17 protein-coding genes are annotated in these 17,342 nt (G+C 63.2%); 9 read left to right on the forward strand and 8 right to left on the reverse strand.

What is annotated here, in order from left to right; translation table 11 throughout:
- The first annotated feature begins 188 nt into the window (after window positions 1–188).
- Window positions 189–1,364 carry an acetyl-CoA C-acyltransferase gene (locus HNP49_RS08225; RefSeq protein WP_184682243.1) on the forward strand — a complete coding sequence of 392 codons (1,176 nt, stop codon included), beginning with the start codon at window positions 189–191 and terminating at the stop codon, window positions 1,362–1,364.
- Window positions 1,365–1,422: 58 nt separating this feature from the next.
- Here HNP49_RS08225 and HNP49_RS08230 read toward each other — a convergent pair whose 3' ends face one another.
- Together HNP49_RS08230 and upp are read right to left on the reverse strand one after the other, a co-directional pair.
- Window positions 1,423–2,679, reverse strand: coding sequence for a uracil-xanthine permease family protein (locus tag HNP49_RS08230; protein WP_184682245.1), 1,257 nt, complete (start codon window positions 2,677–2,679; stop codon window positions 1,423–1,425).
- Between the two features lies 1 nt (window position 2,680).
- Window positions 2,681–3,319: a uracil phosphoribosyltransferase gene (gene upp, locus HNP49_RS08235; protein WP_184682246.1), complete on the reverse strand. Its 639-nt coding sequence runs from the start codon at window positions 3,317–3,319 to the stop codon at window positions 2,681–2,683.
- Window positions 3,320–3,547: 228 nt separating this feature from the next.
- Here upp and HNP49_RS08240 point away from each other — a divergent pair, with 228 nt between their 5' ends.
- Window positions 3,548–4,105 (forward strand): hypoxanthine-guanine phosphoribosyltransferase, encoded by a 558-nt coding sequence (locus HNP49_RS08240; RefSeq protein ID WP_184682248.1) that lies wholly within the window; start codon window positions 3,548–3,550, stop codon window positions 4,103–4,105.
- Window positions 4,106–4,594, forward strand: coding sequence for a WbuC family cupin fold metalloprotein (locus HNP49_RS08245; RefSeq protein WP_184682250.1), 489 nt, complete (start codon window positions 4,106–4,108; stop codon window positions 4,592–4,594). It abuts the gene before it with no gap.
- A 19-nt stretch (window positions 4,595–4,613) separates the two neighbouring features.
- Here the strand turns inward: HNP49_RS08245 and dauA are convergent, their stop codons facing one another.
- Window positions 4,614–6,326: a C4-dicarboxylic acid transporter DauA gene (dauA, locus tag HNP49_RS08250; RefSeq protein WP_184682532.1), complete on the reverse strand. Its 1,713-nt coding sequence runs from the start codon at window positions 6,324–6,326 to the stop codon at window positions 4,614–4,616.
- A 165-nt stretch (window positions 6,327–6,491) separates the two neighbouring features.
- Between dauA and HNP49_RS08255 the strand changes: the two genes are divergently transcribed.
- The 3 genes from HNP49_RS08255 to HNP49_RS08265 all read left to right on the forward strand — a co-directional run bounded on the left by HNP49_RS08255 (window position 6,492) and on the right by HNP49_RS08265 (window position 9,688).
- The gene (locus tag HNP49_RS08255) at window positions 6,492–6,779 is read left to right on the forward strand and encodes a PA4642 family protein (protein ID WP_184682252.1); all 288 of its coding nucleotides are present in this window, start codon (window positions 6,492–6,494) and stop codon (window positions 6,777–6,779) included.
- Window positions 6,780–6,947: 168 nt separating this feature from the next.
- A complete protein-coding gene (locus tag HNP49_RS08260; protein ID WP_184682253.1) occupies window positions 6,948–8,942 on the forward strand; it encodes an LTA synthase family protein in 1,995 nt (664 codons plus the stop codon).
- Window positions 8,939–9,688: a phosphatase PAP2 family protein gene (locus HNP49_RS08265; RefSeq protein ID WP_184682255.1), complete on the forward strand. Its 750-nt coding sequence runs from the start codon at window positions 8,939–8,941 to the stop codon at window positions 9,686–9,688. The genes HNP49_RS08260 and HNP49_RS08265 overlap by 4 nt, the downstream gene beginning before the upstream one ends.
- A gap of 86 nt (window positions 9,689–9,774) precedes the next feature.
- On the opposite strand, the gene groL is transcribed toward HNP49_RS08265, so the two are convergent.
- The 4 genes from groL to HNP49_RS08285 form a co-directional block, all read right to left on the reverse strand.
- Window positions 9,775–11,415, reverse strand: coding sequence for a chaperonin GroEL (gene groL, locus HNP49_RS08270; RefSeq protein WP_184682257.1), 1,641 nt, complete (start codon window positions 11,413–11,415; stop codon window positions 9,775–9,777).
- A gap of 43 nt (window positions 11,416–11,458) precedes the next feature.
- Window positions 11,459–11,752, reverse strand: coding sequence for a co-chaperone GroES (locus HNP49_RS08275; RefSeq protein WP_095939555.1), 294 nt, complete (start codon window positions 11,750–11,752; stop codon window positions 11,459–11,461).
- 200 nt (window positions 11,753–11,952) lie between these two features.
- A complete protein-coding gene (locus tag HNP49_RS08280) occupies window positions 11,953–12,405 on the reverse strand; it encodes an FxsA family protein (RefSeq protein ID WP_184682258.1) in 453 nt (150 codons plus the stop codon).
- 63 nt (window positions 12,406–12,468) lie between these two features.
- Complete coding sequence (locus HNP49_RS08285; protein ID WP_184682260.1) at window positions 12,469–13,200, reverse strand: HugZ family protein; 732 nt, start codon at window positions 13,198–13,200, stop codon at window positions 12,469–12,471.
- 104 nt (window positions 13,201–13,304) lie between these two features.
- Here HNP49_RS08285 and HNP49_RS08290 point away from each other — a divergent pair, with 104 nt between their 5' ends.
- On the forward strand, window positions 13,305–14,063 hold the full coding sequence (locus tag HNP49_RS08290; RefSeq protein ID WP_184682261.1) for an SDR family oxidoreductase: 759 nt from the start codon (window positions 13,305–13,307) through the stop codon (window positions 14,061–14,063).
- Window positions 14,064–14,137: 74 nt separating this feature from the next.
- On the opposite strand, the gene HNP49_RS08295 is transcribed toward HNP49_RS08290, so the two are convergent.
- Window positions 14,138–15,130 (reverse strand): DUF481 domain-containing protein, encoded by a 993-nt coding sequence (locus HNP49_RS08295; RefSeq protein ID WP_184682263.1) that lies wholly within the window; start codon window positions 15,128–15,130, stop codon window positions 14,138–14,140.
- Here HNP49_RS08295 and HNP49_RS08300 point away from each other — a divergent pair.
- A complete protein-coding gene (locus HNP49_RS08300) occupies window positions 15,129–15,503 on the forward strand; it encodes an MGMT family protein (protein WP_184682264.1) in 375 nt (124 codons plus the stop codon). The genes HNP49_RS08295 and HNP49_RS08300 overlap by 2 nt on opposite strands.
- A 53-nt stretch (window positions 15,504–15,556) precedes the next feature.
- Window positions 15,557–17,335, forward strand: a complete 1,779-nt coding sequence (locus HNP49_RS08305; RefSeq protein ID WP_184682266.1) for an AmpG family muropeptide MFS transporter — start codon at window positions 15,557–15,559, stop codon at window positions 17,333–17,335.
- Window positions 17,336–17,342: the final 7 nt, after the last annotated feature.

The following is a 17,342-nucleotide window of genomic DNA, read 5'->3' on the forward strand; positions in this document are numbered from 1 at the left end:
CCTGTGAGGTTTCTAGTTATGGGCAGAACGGGTTATGGATAGCACTGGGCCGCACTCTAGAGCCTTGAACCGCCTCATCCATCGACCCAAAGGATGATTTGCCGCATGACTCTTTGGCGTTATTCGGTCACACGGTAGAATCGACTTATCCGGCCAGTCACGGCCTGTCACCCGTCGAGGAATTTCAGATGTCCGATATCGTTATCGTCAGCGGCGCCCGCACCCCCATGGGCGGCTTCCAGGGCAGCCTGTCCGGCGTATCCGCCGTTGACCTGGGCGCCATCGCCATTCGCGAAGCAGTGGCCCGCGCCGGCATTGCTGGCGCCGATGTGGAAGAAGTGATCATGGGCTGCGTGCTGCCCGCCGGCCTCAAGCAGGGCCCGGCCCGCCAGGCATCGCTGAATGCCGGCCTGCCCGCTGCCACCGGCTGCACCACCATCAACAAGCTGTGCGGCTCGGGCATGAAGGCCGTGATGCTGGCGCATGACCTGCTCAAGGCCGGGACCAACAGCGTGATGGTCGCCGGCGGCATGGAAAGCATGTCCAACGCGCCCTATGTAATCGAGAAGGCCCGTACCGGCCTGCGCATGGGTCATGGCGAGATCAAGGACCACATGTTCCTCGACGGCCTGGAAGATGCCCGCACCGGTCGCCTGATGGGCTCCTTCGCCCAGGAAACCGCCGACCAGTACGGCATTACCCGCGAAGAGATGGATGCCTACGCCATCGAGTCGCTCAAGCGCGCGCAGAATGCCATCCACAGCGGCGCCCTCAGCGCCGAAATCGTGCCGGTCACCGTCACCAGCCGTAAAGGCGAGGTGGTGGTCAAGGATGACGAGCAGCCGCTGACCGCCAACCTGGACAAGATCCCGACCCTGCGCCCGGCCTTCCGCAAGGACGGCAGCATCACCGCCGCCAATGCCAGTTCGATCTCCGACGGCGCCAGCGCCCTGGTCCTGATGACCGCCGAGGAAGCTGCCAAACGCGGTCTCAAGCCGCTGGCCAAAATCGTCGGTCATGCGACCCAGAGCCAGGACCCGAGCGAGTTCACCATCGCCCCGATCGGCGCCATGAGCAACCTGTTCAAGAAAACCGGCTGGAGCAAGGACGACGTCGATCTGTTCGAGATCAACGAAGCCTTCGCCATGGTCACCATGCTGGCCATGCGCGAACACGGCCTGGACCACGCCAAGGTCAACGTCTACGGCGGCGCCTGTGCCCAGGGCCACCCGGTTGGCTCCACCGGTTCGCGGATCATCCTGACCCTGATCCACGCCCTGAAGAACACCGGCGGCAAACGCGGCGTGGCCTCGCTGTGCATCGGTGGCGGCGAAGCCACTGCGGTAGCGGTCGAGCTCATCTGACGCCTGACTGAGTACAAAAAAGCCCGGCTACTGCCGGGCTTTTTTGTTGGAGGAACAGCTAGCCCTGCGCCCGCTTCCAAGCATTGCCACCCGGCAGCAAGCCATTGAGCAGCAGCGCAGCCAGTGCGCAGAGCGAAATGCCCGAGAGAGCGAACTCGCCTCCGCCCACCACCATGCCACCAATGCCGAACACCAGGGTCACCGAGACGATGATCAGGTTGCGCGCCTCGGACAGGTCGACCTGATGGCGGATCAGGGTATTGAGGCCCACCACCGCGATCGAGCCGAACAGTAGACAGAGGATGCCACCCATCACCGGCACCGGAATACTCTGCAACGCCGCGCCGAACTTGCCGACAAAGGCCAGACCAATGGCAAACAGCGCCGCCCAGGTCATGATCTTCGGGTTGTAGTTCTTGGTCAGCATCACCGCCCCGGTCACCTCGGCATAGGTAGTATTGGGCGGCCCGCCGAACAGGCCGGCGGCCGAAGTGGCCAGACCATCACCCAGCAGGGTGCGGTGCAGCCCCGGCTGCTTCAGGTAATTCTTGCCGGTCACGCCGCCCACTGCCACCACGCCGCCGATATGCTCGATGGCGGGTGCCAGCGCTACCGGCAGCATGTAGAGGATCGCCCCCCAGTGCAGTTCGGGCGCGACGAAGTTGGGCAGCGCCAACCAGGGTGCGGCCGCAATCGCCGCCGTGTCGATCACGCCAAACAGCAACGCCAGGCTGCAGCCCACGGCAATACCGGCCAGGATCGGCACCAGACGGAAAATACCCTTGCCCAGCACCGCCACCAGCACGGTGGTGACCAGCGCCGGCATGGAGATCAGCATGGCAGTGTTGTACGGCACCAGTTGCGCCGCGCCATCGCCGGACTTGCCCATGGCCATGTTCACCGCCACAGGCGACAGCGCCAGACCAATGGAGATGATCACGGGGGCGATGACCACCGGCGGCAGCAGGCGATCGATGAAGGCCGGCCCCTTGAGCTTGACCAGCCCGCCAAGCAGCACATACACCAGCCCCGCGGCGACCACACCGCCCAAAACCGCCGGCAAGCCGAAGCTGGCCTTGGCGGCGATGATCGGCGCGATAAAGGCAAAGCTCGACGCCAGGAACACCGGCACCTGACGCCCGGTCACCGACTGGAACAGCAAGGTGCCGATACCGGCGGTAAACAGCGCAACGTTCGGGTCCATGCCGGTAATCAGCGGCATCAGCACCAGGGCGCCGAAGGCCACAAACAGCATCTGCGCCCCGGACAGCAGCTGGCGCCAGAGCGGATCATTGAAACCGTCTGCTGGCTGCATCTCAGGCGTCCTTCTGCTGGGTGCCAAAAATCTTGTCACCGGCATCGCCCAGGCCCGGGAGGATATAGCCATGTTCGTTCAGCCGCTGATCGACCGAGGCGGTAAACAGCAGCACATCCGGATGCGCGGCCTCCACCGCAGCAATGCCCTCGGGTGCAGCCACCAGCACCATGGCGCGGATTTCCCTGCAGCCAGCCTTCTTCAGCAGGTCGATAGTCGCGACCATGGAACCGCCAGTGGCCAGCATGGGGTCGATGATCAGCGCCAGGCGCTCGTCGATTTCCGGCGCCAGCTTCTCCAGATAGGTATGCGCCTGCAGGGTCTCTTCGTTGCGCGCCACGCCCACGGCGCTGACCTTGGCCCCGGGAATCAGGCTGAGCACGCCATCCAGCATGCCGATGCCCGCGCGCAGGATGGGCACCACGGTGATCTTCTTGCCGGCGATCTTCTCGACCGCCACCGGGCCGGCCCAGCCGTTAATCTCATACGACTCCAGCGGCAGATCGGCAGTGGCTTCGTAGGTCAGCAACGCACCGACCTCCTGGGCCAGCTCGCGAAAGTTCTTGGTGCTGATATCGGCACGGCGCATCAGCCCCAGCTTGTGACGAATCAGAGGGTGGCGAATTTCGCGCACGGGCATGGCAGGTTCTCCGACGGGAAAAGTTGCGTTTGATTAAAGCACTGGCTATGCCATCAGAGCGGCCGGCGATACGGATCGACACACAAGCTGATCAAGGCGTCAGGATTCTACCCGTTTCAGGCAGCCTTCGGACACACGGAGCTTGCCGCCAACCGGCCATATCAGTACCTTTGCCGCCTTTTATTGACGGCCCGGTCAAGCCGCGCCCTTCTCTCAGGAGTACCTGCCATGTCCGCCGATCTCGCCCACATCCGCCAGGTAATGGCCGAAGCCGACTGCCTGTACAGCAACGATCAGGTTGAAGCAGCGATCACTCAGGTCGCCAAGACCATCAACGGCGAGCTGGCCGAGCGCAACCCGGTGGTGTTCTGCGTGATGAACGGCGGCCTGATCTTCGCCGGCAAGCTGCTGCCTTTGCTGGATTTCCCGCTGGAGCTTTCCTACCTGCACGCCACCCGTTACCGCAGCGAAACCACCGGCGGCGAGCTGTTCTGGAAGGCCAAGCCGGAAGTGTCGTTTATCGACCGCGAAGTGCTGATCATCGATGACATCCTCGACGAGGGCCACACCCTGGCCGCCATCATCGACTTCTGCCAGCATGCCGGCGCCAGCGCCGTGCACACCGCCGTATTGATCGACAAGACCCACGACCGCAAGGCCCGCCCGGACCTCAAGGCAGACTATGTCGGCCTGCCCTGCGAGGACCGTTTCATCTTCGGTTACGGCATGGACTACAAGGGTTACTGGCGCAACGCCGCCGGCATCTACGCAGTCAAGGGCCTGTAAGTGGCTGGGGCGCGCTTTCTCGACCAGGCCCTGTTTGCCGAACTGACCCAGGCGGCTGGCGCCAGCCCCCGGCAACGCCAGCACCACAACCTGCATGAGATGAGCGAGCCCTGCCACCGCCTGCTGGTGGGCCTGCAGCCGGACACCTACATCCCGCCGCATCGCCACCTTAGCGCCGACAAGGCGGAAACCCTGATCGCCCTGCAGGGCCGCTTCGGCCTGCTCCTGTTCAGCGAGCAGGGCGAGCTTGAAACGACACGAGTGCTTCAGGCGGGCGGTGAATGCAGTGGCGTGGACCTGGCACCCGGGCAGTTCCATGCCCTGGTGGTACTCAGCACCGATGCCGTGCTGTTCGAGTGCAAGGCAGGCCCCTACCGGCCACTGGGCGATGGCGAATTCGCCAGCTGGGCACCGTCCGAAGGCTCCGCCGAAGCCGCCGGCTACCGCGACTGGATGCGCGCCTGCTTCAACAATCACCCCGCCCGCTAAGCGCCCTTCAACTCTCCGCTCAGCTCGCCTCGCCCAGCCAGCGCAATGCCCTGGCTCTGGCCTGCGGCAGATCACGCACATAGGCCAGTTGCCGCTGCGCGCGCAGGACACCGGCGCGGCGCAGCTTCAGGCGCACCCGCGAGGAAGGCCCGCAGAGAATCAGGGCGATCCCCTGAGCCCGGTAGTCACGTAAAACGTTCTCCAGCGCCGCCAGCGCGGTCATGTCCAGAAGCGGCACCGCGCTCATTTCGACAATCACCACGCGTACCTCGGGATTGAAGCGGCGCAATACGCTCAGTGCCTTCTCCGCCGCGCCAAAGAACAGCGGCCCGCGAATCGCGTACACCGCCACCTGCGGCGGCAGGTCGGCCAGCGCCACGTGGGCATCGCCCGTCAGCTTTGCGGTATCGGTCAGCTCGCTCATGCGTTTAATGAACAGCCCCGCCGCCAGCAGCAGCCCCACCCCGACCGCCAGGACCATATCGAACAGCACCGTCAGCAGCAAACAGACCAGCAGCACCAGCACGTCATTGCGCGGGGCAATGCGCAGGGTGTGCCACACATGCGCCGGCTCGCTCATGTTCCAGGCCACCATCAGCAGCAGCGCCGCCAGGGCCGACATCGGCAGGTAACTGAACCAGGGCGCCAGCACCAGCATGGCCAGCAGCACCACGCCGGCATGCACCATGGCCGCCAGCGGCGAAAACGCCCCGGCGCGCACACTGGCCGCCGTGCGGGCGATGGCTGCCGTGGCGGTAATGCCGCCCAGCAGCGGCGCCAGCAGATTGCCGACGCCCTGGCCTACCAGCTCGGCATTGGGATCATGCTTGCTGTCGGCCATGCCATCGGCGACCACCGCGCACAGCAGCGATTCGATCGCGCCGAGCATGGCTATCGCCAAGGCAGAAGGCAGCAACTGGCGCACCAGTTCAAACGACAGGCCGATCGGTTGCCCCTGGGCATTGGCCAACTGCCAGGGCCAGGCAAAGGCCGGCAGGAACGGCGGAATGCCCGGCAGGCTCTCTCCGCCCAGGCTGTAGCTGAAGCGCTCACCGAGGGTCGCCACCGGCAGCCCCAGCCGGTCAAGCCACAATCCCAGCAGGCAGCCCACCAGCAGGGCCACCAGATGGCCCGGCACCCTAGGCACCAAACGCGGCCAAATCAACAGGACCGCCAGCGTGGCTACCGCCACCAGGCTATCGCCCGGCTGCAGGCTTGGCAGGGCCTGCCACAACAGCTCCAGCTGGCCCAGCACATGGGCCGAGTTGGCCGGCACGCTGAGTCCGAATAAGTCCTTGATCTGCAGGATGGCGATGACCACGCCGATACCGGCGGTAAAGCCCAGGGTCACCGGATAGGGAATGAACTCGATCAGCCTCCCGGCCCTTGCCCAGCCGAGGGCAATCAGAATCACTCCGGCCAGCATGCTGCAAAGCAGTAGCCCGCCGATGCCGTGCTGCTGGGTAATCGGCAGAAGAATGACGACAAAGGCCGCGGTGGGGCCGCTGACATTAAAGCGCGAGCCGCCGCACAGGGCGATCAGCGGCGCGGCCACCAGCACGGTATACAGCCCATGCTGCGGCGGCACACCGACGGCAATCGCCAGCGCCATGGCCAGCGGAATGGCGATGATGCCCACGGTCAGCCCGGCCGTCAGATCACCACGCAGATGACGCACGGAGTAACCGGCACGCCAGGCCTGGCGCCAGGCGGAAAACAGCGGCGGCAGCATGCTCCCGGCGCGCAACCTGTTCACAACACGCAGCTTGCTCACATCACTCTCCTTGGCCCTGACCGCAGTATAAGAGCCACGCTCGGGCGCGGGCAGGCTGCCGCCTTCGACCTTGGTCGTGGTAAAGTGCGCGGCCAAAACGTGCCAGCCGTGGAGAAATGGGCAATGCGTAAAGACAAGAAGCAGGTCATCGGCGAAGAGATCAGTGACGAGGCGATCCAGCTGTTTCTGACCGTCGAACCGGCCGACGACACGCCGCCTTCCCTGCACAAACTGATCAAGGCCTACCGTGGCCTGCGCGTCGACGACTTCGAGCGCTTCCTCGGTTTCTTCAAAGCCGCCGGCTATGACCTCAATGCCCGCAACGCTAAAGGCGAGGACTTCGTCGCGCTGATCCAGGACCAGCGCCTGGCCGAGCCCTACATCGAAGTGATCAGCGCCGCCCGCGCCTGATCCACGCCTGCGACACCCGACAACCCGGCTCCGGCCGGGTTGTCTGTTTCTGCCCTCCAGAGCGGACAGAAAAATCGGCGTTTTGACGCTTTTTCCACACTTTCTTCACGAGTAACCGACGTCCGAGCTCGGACAATTTCGCCATCTCCACCGATTGCGGAATTGATCATGCTCGCCCTGCGCAACGCCCCTGCCCGTTACCTGCTGCTCACCGGCGGCCTGTGGCTGACGGTTTTCTTTTTCAGTCGCAGTTTGTTGCTGCTCACTCACTGGCCGGAAGCCAATGCCAGCGCAGGCGATGTTCTGCGCCTGTTCGGCATCGGCCTGCTCTATGACCTGGCCTTCCTCAGCTATGCATTGCTACCGCTGGGGCTCTATCTGGCGCTGTGTCCGCCCCGCCTGTGGCAGCGACGCGGGCACCAGCTGTGGCTGCAGGGCCTGCTCGGTGCCACGGTCTTCGTCATGCTGTTCAGCGCCGTGGCCGAGTGGCTGTTCTGGGATGAGTTTGGCGTTCGCTTCAACTTCATTGCAGTGGACTACCTGGTCTACTCGGACGAAGTAATCCAGAACATCCGCGAATCCTATCCGGTAGGCAGCCTGCTGACCCTGTTGGCGCTGCTCAGCGCGGCCCTGACCTGGAGTCTGCGCAAACCGCTACAGGCCATCCTGCAGGCGCCTGCAGCATCGCGTAGTGCACGCCTGGGCAGCATCGCCCTGCTGGCCGGCATGGCGACAGCCGCCCTGCTTCTGTTGGATCAGGAGATGCCCCGGGGCCAGGGCGGCAATACCTACCAGCACGAGCTGGCGAGCAACGGCCCCTACCAGTTCTTCGCCGCCTTCCGTAACAACGAGCTGGATTACGATCAGTTCTACAGCAGCCTGCCGGCAGAGGACGCTGGCCGCCAATTGCGCGCCGAACTGGCAGAGCCCAATAGCCGCTTCCTCAGCACAGACCCACTGGATATCCGCCGAAAAATCGACAATCCCGGCCAGCCGCGCCCGCTGAACATCGTTCTGGTGACCATCGAAAGCCTCTCGGCCAAGTACCTCGGCAGCTTTGGCGACAACCGCGGACTAACCCCCAACCTGGATCAGCTGCGCCGCGAAAGCCTGGCCTTTACCAACTTCTATGCCACCGGCACCCGCACCGACCGTGGTCTGGAAGCCATCACCCTGGCCATCCCGCCCACCCCCGGGCGCTCCATCGTCAAGCGCATCGGCCGGGAAAACGGCTATGCCAGCCTCGGCCAGCAGCTCAGCGCCAAAGGCTACGACAGCGTGTTCGTCTACGGCGGGCGCAGCTACTTCGACAATATGGGCGCCTTCTTTGGCGGTAACGGCTACCGGGTCGTCGACCAGAGCAGCGTCGACGAATCCGACATCCACTTCAAGAATGCCTGGGGCATGGCCGACGAGGACCTGTACAACCAGACGCTGAAACTGGCGGATGCCGACCATGCCGCCGGCAAACCCTTTCTGCTCCAGCTGATGACGACCTCCAACCACCGGCCCTATACCTACCCGGAAGGACGGATCGACATTGCCTCGGGTGACGGCCGCGAAGGTGCGGTGAAATACACCGACTGGGCCATCGGCGACTTTCTCGCCAAGGCCAGGCAGAAACCCTGGTTCAACGACACGCTGTTCGTCTTCGTCGCCGATCACTGTGCCGGCAGTGCGGGGAGCGAGGATCTGCCGGTGGCCAACTACCACATCCCACTGTTCATCTATGCGCCGCAGCAGATCGCCGCACGCGAGGACGCCCAGTTAGCCAGCCAGATCGACCTGGCGCCGACACTGCTCGGCCTGCTCAATCAGGACTATGTCTCGACCTTCTACGGCCGCAACCTGCTGCAGGCCAATCAACTGCCGGCACGCGTGCTGATCGGTAACTACCAGCACCTCGGGCTGTTCGACGGCAAGGACCTGGCCATCCTAAGTCCGCGCCAGGGCATGCGCCGCCACGACGATGCCCTGGGGCAAAGCATCGAGCGCCGCGTGGACCGCAGCGACCCGCTGCTGCAACGCGACATCGGCTATTTCCAGGCCGCCAGCCATGCCTTTCGCCAGCATCTGCTCGGTTGGCAGGGTAGCCAGCCGGATCAGCGCGTAACCCAGCACTGCCCGGTCAACCAGCCTCAGTGCGCCAAGGCCCGCTCATGAGCCAGGCCAACACTGCGGCCAGTCGGCCCTATAACCGCTGGCTATTTCTCGGTCTGCCCATCGGCCTGGGGCTGCTGATGCTATTGCCGTCCTTCACCCGCCTGGATTTCGCCCTGGCCGAACTGTTCTACGTGCCGGGTGATGGTTTTATCGGACGCCACAGTGCCTTTATCGAGGACTGGCTGCATGACCGGGCCAAGCAGCTGGTAATCATCCTCGGCGTGCTGGTCATTGCCGGTTTTATCGGCAGCCTGTGCCTGCAACGGCTGCGCCCCTGGCGCCGCCGGCTGGGTTATCTGGTGCTGGCCATGGCCCTGTCCACCAGTTTCGTGAACCCGCTGAAGACCCTGACGCGCATGCACTGCCCGTGGAGTCTCAGCGAGTTCGGCGGTGTGGAGCAGTTCAGCGAGCTGCTCGGCCCACGTGCTCCGGCAGTCGAGAAAGGTGGGCGCTGCTGGCCGGGCGGTCATGCCGCCGCCGGTTTTACCCTGTTTGCCTTCTTCTTCGTCTGGCGCGACCGCCAGCCACGCCGCGCCCGTGCGGCCCTGGTCAGCGCCCTGCTGCTGGGCGGAGTGTTCTCCCTGTCACGCATGATCCAGGGCGCGCATTTCCTCTCACACAACCTGTGGACAGCCCTGTTCTGCTGGCTGATCTGCCTTGGCTGCTACCACCTGCTGCTGTACCGCCGCGCCGCCCTGAGCCGAACGGCTCCAGCTATCGCCCTTAGCAACCCGCAACTGCCCTGACATACCATCAGCCGAGCCAAACAGCGCCCATAAAAAAGCCCCGCACACTTGGCGGGGCTTTTTCGTTACACCAGGAGCCGGGTGGCTTACATCATGCCGCCCATGCCGCCCATGCCACCCATGTCCGGCATGCCGCCAGCCGGTTTGTCTTCCACGATCTCGGCAACCATGGCTTCGGTGGTAATCATCAGACTACCGATGGAAGCCGCAGCCTGCAGAGCAGTACGGGTGACCTTGGCCGGGTCCAGAATGCCCATCTCGATCATGTCGCCGTAGGTGTCGGTCGCGGCGTTGAAGCCGAAGTTGCCCGCCCCCTGCTTGACCTTGTCTACCACTACGCTCGGCTCACCACCGGCGTTGGCCACGATCTGGCGCAGCGGAGCTTCAACGGCGCGGCGCAGCAGAGCGATACCGACGTTCTGGTCTTCGTTGTCACCCTTGAGGTTTTCGATGGCCTGCAGAGCACGTACCAGAGCCACACCACCGCCAGGTACCACGCCTTCTTCAACGGCTGCGCGGGTTGCGTGCAGAGCGTCTTCAACGCGGGCTTTCTTCTCTTTCATCTCGACTTCGGTAGCAGCACCGACCTTGATCACGGCAACACCGCCGGCCAGCTTGGCCAGACGCTCTTGCAGCTTCTCTTTGTCGTAGTCGGAAGAGGTTTCTTCAACCTGCTTGCGGATCTGCGCCACGCGAGCTTCGATGTCAGCCTGCTGGCCGGCACCGTCGATGATGGTGGTGTTTTCCTTGTTGATGACCACGCGCTTGGCGTTGCCCAAGTGCTCCAGACCGGCACCTTCCAGGGACAGACCCACTTCTTCGCTGATCACGGTACCGCCGGTGAGGATGGCGATGTCCTGCAGCATGGCCTTGCGACGGTCGCCGAAGCCCGGAGCCTTGACGGCTGCCACTTTAACGATGCCACGCATGTTGTTGACCACTAGGGTAGCCAGGGCTTCGCCTTCGACGTCTTCAGCCACGATCAGCAGCGGACGGCCAGCTTTGGCCACGGCTTCCAGCACCGGCAGCATTTCGCGGATGTTGGAGATCTTCTTGTCGACCAGCAGGATCAGCGGGCCGTCGAGCTCGGCCACCATGGTGTCCGGCTTGTTGATGAAGTACGGCGACAGGTAACCGCGGTCGAACTGCATGCCTTCTACGACGGACAGTTCGTTTTCCAGGCCCGAGCCTTCTTCAACGGTGATCACGCCTTCCTTGCCAACTTTTTCCATGGCTTCGGCAATGATGTCGCCGATGGAGTTGTCGGAGTTGGCGGAGATGGTGCCGACCTGGGCAATGGCCTTGGTGTCAGCGCACGGCTTGGCCAGTTCCTTGATCTGGGCAACGATGGCGATGGTCGCCTTGTCGATACCGCGCTTGAGGTCCATCGGGTTCATGCCGGCAGCAACCGACTTCAGACCTTCGTTGACGATGGCCTGGGCCAGTACGGTGGCGGTGGTGGTGCCGTCACCGGCAGCGTCGTTGGCCTTGGAGGCCACGTCTTTCACCAGTTGGGCGCCCATGTTCTCGAACTTGTCTTTCAGTTCGATTTCCTTGGCCACGGACACGCCGTCCTTGGTGATGGTCGGAGCGCCGAAGCTCTTGTCCAGCACCACGTTGCGGCCTTTCGGGCCGAGGGTGGCTTTGACGGCGTCTGCCAGGATGTTCACGCCAACCAGCATCTTCTTGCGAGCGGAATCGCCAAATTTGACTTCTTTAGCAGCCATGTTCTTGAACCTCTATGGAATTCGTTAACGGAGCGGGAGGCGCTTAGGCTTCCAGAACGGCGAGAATTTCGTTTTCGGCCATGACCAGCAGGTCTTCGCCATCAACCTTGATGGTGTTGCTGCCGGAATACGGGCCAAACACCACTTTGTCACCGACCTTGACGGCCATCGGACGGACTTCGCCGTTGTCCAGCACGCGACCGGTGCCAACAGCAACGACTTCACCCTGATTCGGCTTCTCGGCAGCGGAACCCGGCAGCACGATGCCACCAGCGGTCTTGGTTTCTTCTTCGCTGCGACGAATCACGACGCGGTCATGCAGAGGACGAAGCTTCATTGTCGATCTCTCCTTGGAGGTGGTTTCAACGGCCGGTGCCTGCACCGGCGGGTTAGTAAAGTCCGGCGGGGCCGGGAGCGGCAGGCAGTGCCCACCGCGGAAGTCTGATCTGCCGACGTGGCAGAAACCTTGCGGTGACAGCTACATAAGGGCATATGGAGGCATTTCAAGGGCTGGCCGAAAAAAATTTCGCACAGTACTCAGTCGTCTCGGCGCTGAAACTCGCCTTCAATCACGTTCGGCCGGGTCTGCCCATGGCGTGCCTGCGGATCATCGAAGAAGGCCCGCTGGCGCTCTGCCTGGGCAATCATGCGCTGGCGCAGATTGCCGATCAGCAGGCGCCGGGTGAAGGGCAGCAGGCACAGCAGGCCGAAGGCATCACTGATGAAGCCCGGCAACAGCAGCAGACCGCCACCGACAGCAATCAGCAGGCCCTCGAGCATTTCCTGCTCGGGCAATTCGCCACGCGCCAGACGCTCACGGGCACGCCAGGCGGTGGCCAGGCCCGCCACGCGCAGCAGCACGCTGCCAAGGATGGCGGTGCCGATTACCAGCAAGAGGGTTGGCAGCACACCAATGGCACTACCCACCTGAATCAGCACGGCCAGTTCGATGACCGGGAACAGCAACAGCAGAAAAAGAAAGAATCGCATCAGGGTTTCCTTGCGCCACAACGGCTAGCGGTATTCAGCAGATGGCGGCGGGACCCGCCAAGTTCAACCCTCGACGTCGCCGCCGGTCGGCCAGACTTCGGCGCGGGCCAGTGCCACCAAGGCCTGGCGCACGTCCAGCGGGCTATTACAGGATGTTGCGAAGGGCAGCCAGTGCAGCGCCGCCCCGAGCCGCAGATGGAAACCTTCACTGTCGATACCGACCAGCTCGGCCGGCTCATCCGCCTGCAAGCCGGCCAGAGTCACGTAATGAGCCAACGCGGCAGAATGATCGGCATTCATATGCTCGACCATGCTCGCCTCGCTCTCGCCGACAAAGGGATTGGCCAAGGCCACCTGCTCCAACCAGTGAATTGCCCCGAAACCGCCGATGAAACGCCAGCGCACCGGTTCAAGCCGCCAGAAATCAAAGTCATGGGCGCGGTGGTAGTCTCGCGACAGGGGAAAGTAGCGGTAGTAGCGGGCAGCAGCCGCCTCGATGGCCGCCTCATCCATCAGTTTCCGGGCTTCGGCCAAGAGGGTCAGACGCCCGGCGGCCTGGACGTCGGCAGCACCGCGCTCGCCGACCAGCAGCGAACACTTGTCATCCTGCTGCAGGTTATGGGTGTGCTGGGCGATGCGGCTGATCAGGATCAGCGGGCAGCCTTGCGCGTCCAGGCAATAGGGCACTACGGAGCCGAAAGGGAAGCCCGGCATGGCCTTGGAATGGGTCGAGAGCACGCCGTGGTATTCCTTGAGCAGCAATTCTCGGGCATGCTTGGCCGGCTTAATGCTCACCTTGTGACTCCTTGACCAGAATCCGTCATAAACGGACGGGTGTTCGCCTGATTATCCACGGACACCGGCAAGGCTCTTCGTAGACGTTTGTGGGGGATTTAACCATGCAATTGCAAGATAAAGTCATCATCATCACCGGCGGCTGTCAGGGTCTGGGCCGCGCCATGGGCGAATACCTGGCCGCCAAGGGCGCCAAGCTGGCGCTGGTTGACCTCAACCAGGAAAAACTCGACGAAGCCGTAGCCGCCTGCAAAGCCGCCGGTGGCGATGCCCGTGCCTACCTGTGCAACGTGGCCAACGAAGAGCAGGTGACCCACATGGTCGCCCAGGTCGCCGCCGACTTCGGCGCCATTAACGGCCTGGTCAACAACGCCGGCATCCTGCGCGACGGCCTGACCATCAAGGTCAAGGACGGCGAAATCAGCAAAATGAGCCTGGCCCAGTGGCAGTCGGTAATCGACGTCAACCTGACCGGCGTGTTCCTCTGCACCCGCGAAGTGGCGGCCAAGATGATCGAGCTGAAGAATCAGGGCGCCATCATCAATATTTCCTCCATCTCCCGCGCCGGCAACATGGGCCAGGCCAACTACTCCGCGGCCAAGGCCGGCGTAGCCGCCGACACCGTGGTCTGGGCCAAGGAACTGGCACGCTACGGCATCCGCGTGGCCGGTGTAGCCCCGGGCTTCATCGAAACCGAGATGACCGGCAGCATGAAGCCGGAAGCCCTGGAGAAGATGACCGCCGGCATCCCGCTGCGCCGCATGGGCAAGCCTACCGAAATCGCCCACTCGGTGGCCTACATCCTGGAAAACGACTATTACACCGGTCGTATCCTGGAGCTGGACGGCGGCCTGCGCCTGTAACGGCTGCCTGTCAGCAAAAAAAAGCCCCGCTCAGGCGGGGCTTTTTCATACTCGTCATTTATTCGTACCGGGCATTACCAACCAACCCCCAGTCCAATCAGATAGCGCCTCTCCGAATAGGTTTGACCCAAACCACGCAACTGATCCAGCTCGTAGAGCAGTGACAACCGTGCCCATTCATTGACCCGATAGCGCAGCCCTGCCTCGGCATCGATGATGTAGTCGATTTCCTCAATGGTCGGAACCTGCACCTCGGCCTTGCTGTAGAACTCCAATCGAGTGCCCCAGAGCAGCCGCTTGTAATCCATTTCCGCCGACCACAGATCGAACGCCAGATCGCCGTTGCGCGCATCCAGTTTTGCCCGATTGAACTGACCGACCAGCTCAAAACGCCCCAGCTCGTTGTCCCAGAAGCGATAACCCGGGCCGGCGCCGAACAGCCGCTGCCGATAGATATCCTCGAACTCGTCCTCCTGCTGGTCATAGCTGGTCCGCCAGTACCAGTCATCCGTGATGAAGCGGTCGAGGTCGTATTCCAGTTCCCAGTTGTCGTCCTTTTTCACGCCATTCTTGGTTTCATGCTCCAGCTGGCCGCTGGCCACATGGCGCCACAGGCCGTGGCTGATCCGCGTATCGCCCTTGATTTTGAACTCGTCGGTATCATCCTCGTTGCGCTCCAGATCGAGCTTGGCATCCAGGTTACCCTCCCAGACCCTGTCCTCGATCAGGGCGCGCGGCGGAATCAGCTGGTGAATATCGGCCAACGGCATCACCTGTTCCTTGCCATTGACCACCCGCACCATGCCCGTACCGGCGGCCTCCAGGCGTTCACTGGCCAGGGTTTCGGTGAGGTTGCGCTTGACCAGCAGCGGCTTTTCCGAGCGCAGCGTGTCAATATCCTTCCAGTCGATGGTCACCTGGCCTGCATAGCGGGTCTTCAGCACCAGCTTGCCGCCATCCATCAGCACGATCTTGCCGGTCATACGGTCGCCGTTGTCCAACCATACGGTGTCGGCCCACAACGCTCCCGACAGACACAAGCCCAGCAACAACAGAATTCCACGCATGCTTATCGACCACGATTCCAGCAAGAACACAGCGCGCAAGAATGCCCTCGCCAGCACGGCGGCAGCAAGCACCGCCCAGCGCCGAGAAGCGCTGTATCTGGCGCTTGGGCAAATACCAAGAGGCCAGGTCACCAGCTACGGCGAACTGGCGGCACGTGCCGGACTGGGCAAAGCCGCACGCTGGGTCGGCCGCACCCTCAGTCAACTGCCCGACGACACATCCCTACCGTGGCATCGCGTGGTCGCGGCCGGTGGCCATCTGAGCCTGCCGGCTGGCAGCCCTGCCGGAGATGAGCAGCGCGCCCGCCTTAGAGATGAAGGCGTAAGCATCCACAACGAACGGGTGGACATGCGTCGGCACGGCTGGCGCTGAGTATTCCCAGCGGTTAGAGTGCGCCCTTTGTTTTTGCCTGTAGCTTGAAGCCCATGCCCCGTCGCTCCTGGCGCGCCGCCCTCGCCACCTATGCCAATCCGGCCACTCTGGTGCTGCTCATTCTGGGCTTCGCTGCGGGCCTACCGTACATGCTGGTGTTTTCCACCCTCTCGGTGTGGCTGCGCGAAGCCGGCGTGTCGCACCAGACCATCGGCTACGCCAGCCTGATTGGCCTGGCCTATGCCTTCAAATGGGTGTGGTCGCCCATGCTCGACCAGTGGCGGCTCCCGGTACTCGGCCGTCTGGGGCGCCGCCGTTCATGGCTGATCCTTTCGCAGGTGCTGGTAGCCGGCGGCCTGCTGGGCATGGCCCTGATCGATCCGCGCGAGCACCTGTCCTGGCTGATTGCCGTGGCCGTGGTTGTGGCCTTCGCCTCGGCCACCCAGGACATCGCGATCGATGCCTATCGCCTGGAAATCGCCGACGACACTCACCAAGCCGCCCTCGCCGCCAGCTACATGGCGGGCTACCGTGTCTCCGCCCTGCTCGCCACCGCCGGAGCGCTGTACTTCGCCGGCTGGTTCGGCTCCACCGGCAACAGTTACTCCTACAGCGCCTGGGCCGGCACCTACGCCCTGTTTGCCCTGCTGATGCTGCCCGGCCTGCTGACCTGTCTGTGGATGCGCGAGCCACCAGCAATCCTCGCGCCGCCGTCCAAGCACGGCTTCCTCCATCAGTTGCTGGCGCTCATGGCGGCCATCGTTCTGGCGATTTCAGTGCCCAACCTGTTCATTGAGCTAAAGGAGTTCTACCAGAGCGAACTGGTGACGATGATGCAGAGTGTGGTCACCATGCGGGATCTGCTTAACACCGACAGTCACTTCAAACTGGCCCTGCTCTATACGGCCTTAGCCTGCGTAAGCGCCTCAGGGCTGTTCTGGGGCGGCCTGGTCCAGGTACTCAAGAACGGGTTCTTCCACCACCTGCTGTCGGTACTGCTGCTGATCACTCTGCTGGTGTCGGTGCCGGCGTTCTTTACCCAATTGCTGCGCAGTGAACTGTTCAGCGGCACTATCAGCCTAGAGCAACTGGTGCTGGAAGACCGCGCCTTCCTGCGTGCCCTGCTGTACGGCGTGCTGACTGCCCTGTGCCTGTCCAGCCTCGGCCGTCGCGGCCTGGCCCCGGTGCTGACGCCGGTCAACGACTTCGTGGTGCGCTATCGCTGGCAGGCACTGGCCCTGCTGGGGCTGATCGCCACCTACCGGCTGTCGGACACCGTAATGGGGGTCATGGCCAACGTTTTCTACATCGATCTGGGCTACAGCAAGGAACAGATCGCCAGCATCAGCAAGCTGTTCGGCCTGCTCATGACCCTGTTCGGTGCGGGCCTTGGGGGGGTGCTGATCGTGCGCTTCGGCATCCTGCCGATCCTGTTCATCGGCGGTGTGGCCTCAGCAGCCACCAATATCCTGTTTGCGCTGATGGCGGGCATGGGCGCCAACGTCGACATGCTGGTGCTCACCATCGGCTGCGACAACTTCAGCTCAGGCCTGGCCACGGCGGCTTTCGTCGCCTACCTGTCGAGCCTGACCAGCCTGAAGTTCTCTGCCACCCAGTACGCCCTGCTCAGCTCGATCATGTTGCTCCTGCCGCGCCTGATTGGCGGCTACTCCGGAGCCATGGTGGAAAAACTCGGCTACAGCCAGTTCTTCATGGTCACCGCACTGCTCGGCATCCCGACCCTGCTACTGATTCTCTGGCAGTGGCGCCAGCCGGCCGAAGCTGTTCCCGAGCCTGCTGCGCCCGCCAGCAATGGCGAGCACAGCGCCTAACGCCTGA

This window comes from Pseudomonas fluvialis (genome assembly GCF_014207935.1).
GTDB lineage: Bacteria > Pseudomonadota > Gammaproteobacteria > Pseudomonadales > Pseudomonadaceae > Aquipseudomonas > Aquipseudomonas fluvialis_A.